The organism is Pokkaliibacter sp. MBI-7 (assembly GCF_029846635.1).
GTDB lineage: Bacteria > Pseudomonadota > Gammaproteobacteria > Pseudomonadales > Balneatricaceae > Pokkaliibacter.
Map to the genome: position 1 here is coordinate 81409 of NZ_JARVTG010000002.1, position 9702 is coordinate 91110.

General features: G+C 57.0%; 10 protein-coding genes and 1 pseudogene. 1 reads left to right on the forward strand and 10 read right to left on the reverse strand.

The genetic code is table 11. The annotated features are described in order from the left end of the window. Nucleotides 1-35: 35 nt before the first annotated feature. From QCD60_RS20065 to QCD60_RS20100, 8 genes and pseudogenes are all read right to left on the reverse strand, one after another. Nucleotides 36-737 (reverse strand): STY4526/YPO1902 family pathogenicity island replication protein, encoded by a 702-nt coding sequence (locus QCD60_RS20065; protein WP_279788012.1) that lies wholly within the window; start codon nt 735-737, stop codon nt 36-38. A 1041-nt stretch (nt 738-1778) separates the two neighbouring features. Continuing rightward, nucleotides 1779-2552, reverse strand: a pseudogene (locus tag QCD60_RS20070) (ParB family protein); the annotation flags it as partial. Between the two features lie 176 nt (nt 2553-2728). Beyond that, nucleotides 2729-3190, reverse strand: coding sequence for a hypothetical protein (locus tag QCD60_RS20075; RefSeq protein WP_279788013.1), 462 nt, complete (start codon nt 3188-3190; stop codon nt 2729-2731). Beyond that, nucleotides 3183-3944, reverse strand: coding sequence for a hypothetical protein (locus tag QCD60_RS20080; RefSeq protein WP_279788014.1), 762 nt, complete (start codon nt 3942-3944; stop codon nt 3183-3185). The genes QCD60_RS20075 and QCD60_RS20080 overlap by 8 nt, the downstream gene beginning before the upstream one ends. Further along, nucleotides 3937-4260: a hypothetical protein gene (locus tag QCD60_RS20085; RefSeq protein WP_279788015.1), complete on the reverse strand. Its 324-nt coding sequence runs from the start codon at nt 4258-4260 to the stop codon at nt 3937-3939. The genes QCD60_RS20080 and QCD60_RS20085 overlap by 8 nt, the downstream gene beginning before the upstream one ends. Before the next feature lie 10 nt (nt 4261-4270). After that, the gene (locus tag QCD60_RS20090) at nt 4271-5104 is read right to left on the reverse strand and encodes a ParA family protein (RefSeq protein ID WP_279788016.1); all 834 of its coding nucleotides are present in this window, start codon (nt 5102-5104) and stop codon (nt 4271-4273) included. Nucleotides 5105-5230: 126 nt separating this feature from the next. After that, a complete protein-coding gene (gene gcvA / locus QCD60_RS20095) occupies nt 5231-6139 on the reverse strand; it encodes a transcriptional regulator GcvA (RefSeq protein ID WP_279788017.1) in 909 nt (302 codons plus the stop codon). 168 nt (nt 6140-6307) lie between these two features. Next, the gene (locus QCD60_RS20100; protein WP_279788018.1) at nt 6308-6730 is read right to left on the reverse strand and encodes a hypothetical protein; all 423 of its coding nucleotides are present in this window, start codon (nt 6728-6730) and stop codon (nt 6308-6310) included. Between the two features lie 179 nt (nt 6731-6909). Between QCD60_RS20100 and QCD60_RS20105 the strand changes: the two genes are divergently transcribed. Further along, nucleotides 6910-8004: an alpha/beta hydrolase-fold protein gene (locus QCD60_RS20105; RefSeq protein WP_279788019.1), complete on the forward strand. Its 1095-nt coding sequence runs from the start codon at nt 6910-6912 to the stop codon at nt 8002-8004. Between the two features lie 129 nt (nt 8005-8133). Here the strand turns inward: QCD60_RS20105 and QCD60_RS20110 are convergent, their stop codons facing one another. Together QCD60_RS20110 and QCD60_RS20115 are read right to left on the reverse strand one after the other, a co-directional pair. Further along, nucleotides 8134-8586: a hypothetical protein gene (locus QCD60_RS20110; protein ID WP_279788020.1), complete on the reverse strand. Its 453-nt coding sequence runs from the start codon at nt 8584-8586 to the stop codon at nt 8134-8136. 93 nt (nt 8587-8679) lie between these two features. Further along, nucleotides 8680-9471 (reverse strand): SDR family oxidoreductase, encoded by a 792-nt coding sequence (locus tag QCD60_RS20115; protein ID WP_279788021.1) that lies wholly within the window; start codon nt 9469-9471, stop codon nt 8680-8682. Nucleotides 9472-9702 lie beyond the last annotated feature (231 nt).

The following is a 9702-nucleotide window of genomic DNA, read 5'->3' on the forward strand; positions in this document are numbered from 1 at the left end:
TGCGGGCGCGCTTTGATGGTGATCGTCACAGGCGCTTAGGCAGGCTTTTTCAGCAGTCTGACGTGCCGTACCAGGCTGTCAGTATTGCTTTGTTCACGCAGATGACGGGCACGGAATGCCTTTACGCCTTTGCCGAACAACCGCTCGTCCTCGATCCAGCCACTGACCAGATGCCAGCAGCTGGCAAGCGAGAGCTGCGCCTGATCAGGTCCAAAGAGGCCATCGCGGGCCTCTTCCGTCAGTCGGCACATGGCTTCGAGGAAGGCATCCGTGCTTTCTGCAGCCTCTGGCTGCACCACTTCGTGCCACCGCTCCCACAGCGCTTTTTCCTGCTCCTCTGACGGCATTTGCTGCCGGCCTGAGGAGATCTGAATGCCCTGCAGTCGGCGTACAGAAGCCGCCTCGGTGGAGTTCAGTCCAAAGAACTCTTCCAGCAGTGAGTAGGAGGCGCCCAGGTTCATCGCTCTCACCATGCGCTCATCCCGGTTGCTGTCATTCAGCAACCGTCGCACAACGTTCCTCAACACTGCACGGTTCACCGACACTTCGGCCATAGGCACGGTGCAGTTGCACAGACGAGCAAACGCCGTTGAGGACAGTAACTGCAGCATGGCGGCATCGTCGGCCTCAATGCCTAAATCCTGCAGGCGGGCCAGATCGCCCCGTTCAATGGTGCTCATGATCTCGGTGATGAGCGCCTGGTTTAATACATGAACTAAGCGTGGGGAAAGGGACATCTTCCTTATATCCTTTTGGTACGGGTTGGGTTAGTGCTGAGTCCGGCTGCGGACAACACGCCCGAGCCGGATCAACCGGAATAAGCGCAACACGTCTGCATCGGGCAGGTCGCCCATCAGCAGCGCATGCGCGGGAAAATCGAAATGGCCAGCATCTGTGCTAGTCAGCAGGTTCAGCCACTGAGCCAGCTGCCGTGCAGCGGGAGTGGCCTGATCATCTAGGGCGTCGGGCTGGACGACAAAGCCCAGCAGGGCCTCCCCGTCCATCTCCACCAGTTCCGGTGCTCCGGCCATCATGGCCATGACCATGGCGATGTCCGATGCCTGATACCTGATTTCATCGGTCGACACAGCCGCATCCATGGACCAGAGATCGTCAAAACCGAGGCCTGGATTAACCACCGTTGTCCTGGGCAGGACGGCAGGGGTCACTGGCGTGGGGGCAACAGCAGGGGCTGGACTGCTGGCCGGGAACACCGGGGCGGGCGTGGGGGTGGGACCCAGTGGAGTGGGGGCTGCATGAGACCCGGGCGTGGTGGTCACGACCGTATTTACCGACGGGGTGAGTGTGTGGCTGGCACCAGGATGGACCACTGTCTGGGCGGAACTGGACAGGGGCAGCGGTGCCTGATCGTCAATCAGATCCAGCTGCTCCTCCGCGTAGTCGTCATCGAGGCGATCGTCGTCCGGCACGCTGTTACCGGCCTGGGCGGCAGCAGCTTCTGCCGCTCTGCGCTCGTTGGCCCGTTCCCGGCCTTCCTCCATTTTTAGCCGTCGTTCTTCGCGCTCTGCGTCGCGAATGGCCGCTGCCGCCGACTCGGTCGCAAGCTCGGCGTCGATCTCCAGCCACTTCTCTTTGGTGGTCCCGCCCTGCAGAAACAGGAGCGCGTTGTTATTGTGGCGCGTCCCTGGTTTCTGCATCTCCGGGTTATCCGGGTTCAGCTCGCGGGTCGCCCGCGAGAGCCAGCCGGCCAGATCCTCAGTGAAAAACCGTATCATCTCCGGGCTGTTAGCTAACGCGATCAGCGCGACTGCTTCGTCGTTGTCATGTTGCTGCAGCGTTTCGTTCCAGCCCAGCTGGAACAGGCCTTCCCGCTCTTCGGGCTGGGGTATAAATGTTCTCCAGTATTCCCAGGCGCCGGAGCGCATTTTTAGCAGCTCTGAAATCCGATCCTTGCCCATTCCGTGTGTCAGCAGATTGGGAATGCAGGGATAGAGGTACTGGATCGCTGCCTCCATGCGCGAGACGTGGGACTGGGCGATGGGGAAACCGTCTTCCTTTAGTCTTCGGGCCAGTTCCCGCTGAGAGATCGCCGCACCTTCCTGCTGTTCGTACAGCGCTCGGGCGCGGGCGACGCCCAGGGCTTTTTCGATAAAGGTCAGATCCGAGCGCAGGGCGTTTTCGGCCAGGTGGCCGACCAAGGTATCCAGTTCGCCGATAGTCGCGCTCTCGTGACCGTCGACATCCAGCAATTTCCAGGGTTTGAACAACACAGGGATCCTGAAAAAGCGCTCGTCCTGTGTTTCTGCCCACAACTCATTGAGGATCGCCAGGCGCGTGTTGCCACCATTACGGATGATGTAATAGGTCTCCCCGGGCCTACGGGTTACTGGGGGCGGGTTGTCCAACCCGCGCTTCAGAATCGAGGCTTTGATGTCTTCATACAGCGGATTACGCGACAACCGGGGGTTGTTGTCGAAAGGCCGTAACTGATCGACCGTCAGGACCATGGGCGTATCCGCTATGGGATCAGAAAAGGCGATAGCGCCCGAATGGCTGGCACTAGGAACAGGGCGTAGCAGGTTGGCCCGCATGGCCTCGGCGGTGACTTTTTTACTCATAAGCAGGCTCCTGCGCGGTTCGGTGGCTCAGGTAGTGATATTGATAACAGCAGGACTTCGGCATGACTCCGCACGCTGCCCGTCGACGTTGGGGGTGTTGATCGCATCCAGGGTGAAATCGAGTCGTGGTGAGTCATGCCAAAGTCCTTCTAGCGCGAATGAAACGGAGCCACGGCGTGATGCTGGCGTGCCCGGAAGGCCAGCATCACGTCATGGGACAGTGGGGTGTCAGGGGGCCCGTCAAAGACGGTTCGGGGCAGAGCATCGATGTTGGTGCGCTCCGCAGATCGGGGCGTCTGGGCGTGACGTGCCCACAACGCCTGAAAGCGGTCGTCCCCAGCGAAGATGACCTGATGGGGCAGGCGGCCTGTAGCCGCGTAGCCATACAGCACGTTGAAGAACGCTGATTGATCGTGAGCTTCCAGTTGCTTGAAATAGGGCAGATCGCCAGCGTAAAACGCCAGCAGGCAACGGATGGTTGCCTCGCCGTGCTGCCCCTCTGTGCTGGCCAGCAACTGCTCCACCGCGGCGGGGTAGTCCTGATCCAGCGCCTCTTCATGCTCCAACGACAGCGGGAAGTGGAAAAAGTGTGAAGAGAACGACCTAGTCATGGCACACCTCCTGACCATGGACATAGCCGAGGCGTTCAATGAGCGCTGAGAGTGACAGCTGAGGCCAGCGTGTGACCAGGGCTGCAAAGCGGGCATCGCCGTCGTCGATCAGCTCCTGAGGCCCTTTTCCCGTGCACGCCCGTGCGTAAACCACCATCAGGATGGCGCTTAGCAGCTCCTCTTTCGCGTCAAGAGCGAGTGACAGGCGGGCAATATTCCACTGGTAATACGTACCGTCATACGCCGAGAGCAGTATCTGGGCGGCGATACGTCCCAAGCTGGTCTCCTGCTGGGCCGAGGCCAGCAGGCGCTCTACCGCCTGCTGGTAATGGTGATTGAGCACCTCGGGGCCCATGGACTGCATCGGGGCCTGCCAGCCATACTTGTGGTACTGGTGCTGAATGCGAACGCTGGCATGCAGCACATTCCAGCGCTGGACCAACGCATAAAAGAGGGCATCGCCGTTATCGATCAGCCCCTGAGGCTTTATTCCAGTACGTGCTCGTGCGTAAACCACGGTCAGGATGGCGTTCATGATCGCGTCCTCACCGGCACCAAACCGTCCGAGATCAGTGATGTCCAGCTGATAGTCATCGCCGTTATAGGCTGACAGCAGCACCTGGGCAGTGACACGAGCACCCTCCGTGTCCAGGAGGGCAACAGGAAGCAGGTACTCGATGGCCTGCTGGTAATGGCGTACCAGATCCTGGCTGCTCAGGGTGAACAACGGACTAAACAGGGAGGCATTAGTCATGGTGTGACTCCTTGTGAGGGACGAGGGACTGCAGACCGGGCGGCAGGTCAGCCAGATCGGCAAACCCGTGTAGCAGGGAATAGGTATTGATGATGCGGGTATCGACGCTGCGGCTGGCCCGCTGCAATGACGGGCTGTCGCCGTAACAGGTCACATCGATATTGCATAGCCCGGCTGACACCACCGAGCTGTTGGCCAGCCCAGGCAATAATTGGGCGGCCTCAGCCATCTGTTCATGACTGAACAGATCCGGGAATATGACGGGGAAATGGCGTACCCCCTGTCCCATCGGGACACCTAACATGATGTATTTCATGATGGCGTCCTTACTTCAGGGTCTTGCAGTAGGCTGTAATCGTTGCCTCATGCTCTGGCAGCAGCTCCAGAGCAAGATCAACCATGCTTTCAAGGCATGAAGGGGCCTGACGGCCTGCGGGGCGTTTGGGTTCGTATCGGTGCGCTGGCAGACCCAGCGCGCTTGAGTTCTTGTAGGCCACCAGATCGGGGATCTCAGTCCCCAAAACCGAAAACCAATCTTCCTCAATGGCCATGCTCTTGATGAGCTCAGTCACCATGTTGCTATTGTTGGTGTTGTCTATCTGGTTCAGCAGAATCTGCATTGTGGGGATGGTTATCCCCATCGCGTCGGCCATGGGAGACAGGTCGTTATAGAGTGTTCCCATGCCACGGATAAATTCCCGGGCACTGAGAGTCGCCGGGGTAACAGGAGAGACCACCATGTCTGCAGCTAGCAAAGCCATGTCCAGTACAACGCTTCGTGCACCTTGGGTATCTAATAGAATGATGTCGTAGTCGCTGAATCGGGCCAGCAGACGCCTCAGACGAATACGCCCGTCGGGGGCATGTAGAAGCGATGTACTGAGCGACCCAGATGGGTCGTTCGACTTGATCAGGTCGAGCCCTTCAATGTTGGTTTTTGAGATGATCTGGGTGGATGGGGACAGGTTTTGGCTCAGCAGCTCACTGATGCCAAAAGGGGCTTCCGACGTCAGATGGAAATAACTGCTCGCTGTGGGCTGGATGTCCAGGTCAACGATCAGTGTCCTTAAGCCTACGTCGGCAAGGAGCGCTGCCAGATTAACAACCGTTGTGGATTTTCCGACTCCGCCTTTGGAGTTGGTAACAGCAATAATTTTCATCAAAAGCCTCCGATGAAATGCCTATATTTTCAGGTGTTTTCGGAGGGGTAGGGGCGGTGGGTACTAGGTAATAACTTGACTTATATTCCTTAAAGTTGAGATGTGGGTGATTTCACCTTTTTCGCATCAGACCTTGCCGGGGCGTTCGCTGATAATGCGGGCCAGAATCCACTCTACAAAGGCCTTCACCTTGGGGACTTCTGCCGCTTGCTCGGCATGGGCGATAAAATGCGCGCCACTGCTGGGCATGGGGTGATCCACCGGGATCAGCAGTTTGCCTTCGCTCAGCTCCTCCGCCACCAGATAGCGCGGAATCAGCGCCACGCCGCATCCCGCCTGTGCGGCACGAATGCACATGTAGAAGGTGTCGAAGCGCGGGCCGTGATAGCTGTTGTGCGCGGTCAGTGCCTGCGACAGAAACCACTCGTGCCAGGCCTCTGGCCGTGAGGCACATTGCAGCAGCGTCATCTGGCTGAGGTCGGCAGCATTGTGGCAGGGCTGTTCGGCCAGCAGTTCCGGCGCACAGACCGGCACGACTTCTTCATGAAAAAGCTCGATGCAGGTTGCGCCGGGCAAGGTGCCCTGCCCATAAAAAAACGCGATGTCTGCACGGGCCTGTTGCAGATCAAAAGGCTCCAGCTCATTGCGAATATCCAGATGAATATTCGGATAGCGCTTGTTGAAGTCTTTCAGATGCGGGATCAGCCAGCGCGCACCGAAGGTCGGTTGGGTGGCCACCCGCAGCACTTCTGACTCGCCGCCGTAGGTGAGGATATAGCGGCTGGAAATATCCACCTGCGTGAGGATTTTATTTACCTCAGACAGATACAACGCACCCGCCGGGGTCAGGTGCAGCCGTCGGCGGATACGCTCAAACAGGTTATGGCAGAGCATTTCCTCCAGCTGAGCCACCTGCTTGCTCACTGCGCTTTGCGTCAGATGCAGCTCTTCCGCGGCGCGGGTAAAACTGAGATGCCGGGCCGCCGCCTCGAAGCATTGCAGCGCGGTGAGAGAAGGCATCAGGCGTTTGGACATAAGCTAAAACCATCATCAGGCCATAAAAATTGTTCATTATTCCAGCGGGGAATGATGTTGGCTGCAAGTGAAAAGTGAAATGAGGGTGTCGGGTAAAGGACGTTGCCGGATGAAAGGAAGTGGCCGTGGTGGGCATGGCTCACTACGGTCATACCGTCATGAGGGGGATTACTCCTGATTACCGACGTCGGTATCCCAGCCACAGTAGGGATAATCCGGATCGCCGCAGCAGTCAGTGGTGCAGGCAATCAGCAGGCCGTTCGACAGTCGGAATAGCCCGGCATAGTCGAAGCTGAATGTAATCTGCTGCCTGTTCAGCAGCATGGATCCTGTTATCGAGCAGCCAGAATACGAGAAGTAGTCGTGCAGTTCGGTCTGATCTACTTCTTTACCTCGGGCAAGTATGTGCTGGAGCACATCCGGGGTGAGGGGCGGGCAGTCGTAACCATTCCTGTTGCTGACCTTGAAGTCGCTTGCTATCTGAGAAAAGTGCAGCGACGGGTTGCTCTGATTGGTTACGGTGCCTGACGCCGCGCAGCCAGTTGCCACAATAGTCATGAGAGTTAAGCCGGTAGTGATGGCGTTTTTCATATCAGTGACCGCCTGTGTGGATTTTTACGGCGTGCCTTAAAACGAACGCAGATGGTGTAAAGCAGAACACGGATGCAGGCATCACGAATAGTGGCTACTTTCCTGTTCGTTTCTTGCAATGCATTTCGGGAAAATGCACTTTATTGCCCTCTTTTGAAAGTCAGCTAAGGAGAGCTGCTATGGGGTTATCTTTTTGGCGTACTGCGCGTTTTTCTCTGCCTGTTCTGACGTCAGTCTGGCTGGCTGTTGGCAGTCACACCATCTATGCAGATGAGTCAGATGACGCTGCCAGTAAGGCTCGTTGGGATGTCATGGCGGATATGGCAGCGCTATATATGCGCGAAGCTCCGGCGAGCGAGTTTGTCGATGCCGGGGATGATGAGAAGTCTAAGCATGGCAACTATGCCGGAGCCTTGGCCTATTACCTCGCGGCCACAAAGCTGGATACGAACTATGCCTTTGCCTCTTATCAGGCTGCTGCAGCGTTATCTTATCTGGATATGCCTAAAGTTGCGGCGAAATATCTTAAAGAAGCACAAGTAAGGGGATTTTGGCAGTACCCCATCATGCAGGAGGATGAGGAACTGGCGCCAATGAAAGAGAGCGCTGCATACCAGGAGCTGCTTTCCACTGCCCAAACAAACTATGCCCTGCATGCACAAGATGCAGGGAAGGGGGCTTTTCAGATTCCGCAGGCGACGCCCCCTAAAGACGGCTGGCCTGTCGTCGTTTGGCTTCATGGATTGGGTTCAAATGGTTCGATTGATGGCTTTTCTGAATTAGCAAAAGATCAATATGCCTTGGTGGGGCTGAATGGGACCATTAAACGGGACGAAAACTCGTTTATGTGGGACAAAAAATCTGCAGAGGACACACATAAAGCAGTGCAACAGGCACTGGCCGAAATATCAACGTCGACCGTTATCAATCGTAATAAGGTAGTGCTGATCGGTTTTTCCCAAGGAGCGTTACACGCCGCTCATTTATTGGCTGAACATCCCGAATCATATACAGGTGGCGTGCTGCTCTCTCCTGGGGGATATTTGCAAAAGTTTCCTGTTTTCGAAGCGAAAGGCAAACATGTTGTCGTTGTGGGTGGCGATAAGGAGCACGAGAGCAACAAACGACTGCTGGCGAGCATCAGGGAACTGTTCATAAAAGACAACCAGCTTATTGCGCGTAACCATCCGGGTGGGCACTTTTTTCAAGATGACTGGGAACAGGTATATCCCCAGTTTATTGCCTTTGCATTAGGCGAGTTATCGACACTGTGATACGGCTCCCCCCGTCACTTCTGCCCATCACCCCTGGATGGCAGGCGGACAGCCACACCGGCCCAGGTTATCTCAAGTGTGGCAGCCGCCCTGGCATCATGCACCAATGTTTCCTGCCGGGGCGCGTGTTCAGTGCGGATTCCATGAGCAATAGTCGAAGGCATCGTTGCAGCAGCCGTCGCCGCAGGCCAGCAGCGAGCCGTCGCTTAATTGCAGCACACCACCATAGTCAAAACTGAAGCCCAGCGGCTGGCCATTACGACGCAATGAGCCATGAATGGTGCAGCCGGTGGTGGTGAACTGCTCATCCACGTCCTGCTGGGTCACGCTGACGCCGCTATCCAGTACGTGTTGCAGTACCTGCTGATCTATCTGGTCGCAGCCATAGTGGCGGGCATCACTGACTTTGAAGTCCGATTTCAGTTCCGTGTACTGATCATCGACAGACGGGGGCGACGAGGCAGTGGGAGGCTGGCTGCTGCAGGCTGTCAGCATCACCGACAGCAGCGACAGGTAAAGCAGGGTGAATCTCATCCGCGCACGAATGGGGTGATGAGCTGAAGCATGCTGCAGTGGTGACATCGTTGACGGCCCTCTTTCCTTTAAAGCCGAGAGAACGAATGGGGCAGGGATGGCTGCCCCGTAATTGCCTGCTGCCCTGCTGAACGTCAGGTATCAGGCGATACTGCGCACTACACCACCATCCACGCGCATGGCGGCGCCGGTGGTGGCCGAAGCCTGCTGAGAGGCCAGATAAACACACAGATTGGCGACTTCTTCCACACTGGCAAAGCGCCCGAGCAGCGAGGTGGGGCGGTGCTCCCTGACGAAGGAGGCCTCCATCTCTGCAACACTGATACCCTGTTCGGCTGCCATCTTGTCGAGAAATACGCTGACCCCTTCCGATCTGGTCGGGCCGGGCAATACTGCATTAACCGTTACGCCGCTGCCGCTCAGTGTCTCCGCCAGCCCGCGTGAGACGGCCAGCAGTGCGGTTTTCGTGACCCCATAGTGCACCATCTCTACCGGAATCTGCAGTGCCGATTCGCTGGACAGAAACTGTATCCGTCCCCAGTGCTGCTTCTGCATGAGCTGGGCGTAGTAGCGTGACAGCCGCACCGCACTCATGACATTGGCCTGAAAAAACTGCTCCCATTCTTCGTCGCTGATATCGAAGAAGCCCTGCGGCGAAAAGATGCCCATGTTGTTGATCAGAATATCGGCGTGGGGCACCTGATGGATTAGCTCCCTGCAGCCCGCTGCGCTGGACACATCGGCGACTACCCCGGTTACCCGGCCATAGCCGTCTTCCTTCAGTCTGGCCACCGCCTCGTCCACCCGGGCCTGGGTGCGACCATTGATCACCACTTCAGCACCGGTGGCTGCCAGCCCTCTGGCAATGCCATAGCCGATGCCGGCGGTGGAGCCGGTGACCAGCGCGATCTTGTCGTAGAGTTCGATTTTCATGGGGTGATGCTCCTCGATAGGTCAGAGATTGTTTTCCTGTTCTGACATGCCATTGCAAGCATTGCCTCCCTGCTGATCAGGGTGATCTGCTATGTGAACAGCAGTTGCAGCATCACTTGCCCTAAGGAGATATGGATAAGGCTTACGACAGTTAACTCAACGGCACGAAGTGCGGTGACAGCAGATTGAAACAGCTGTGTATTAATTTTTGATGCGCTGCGAGAAGAAATG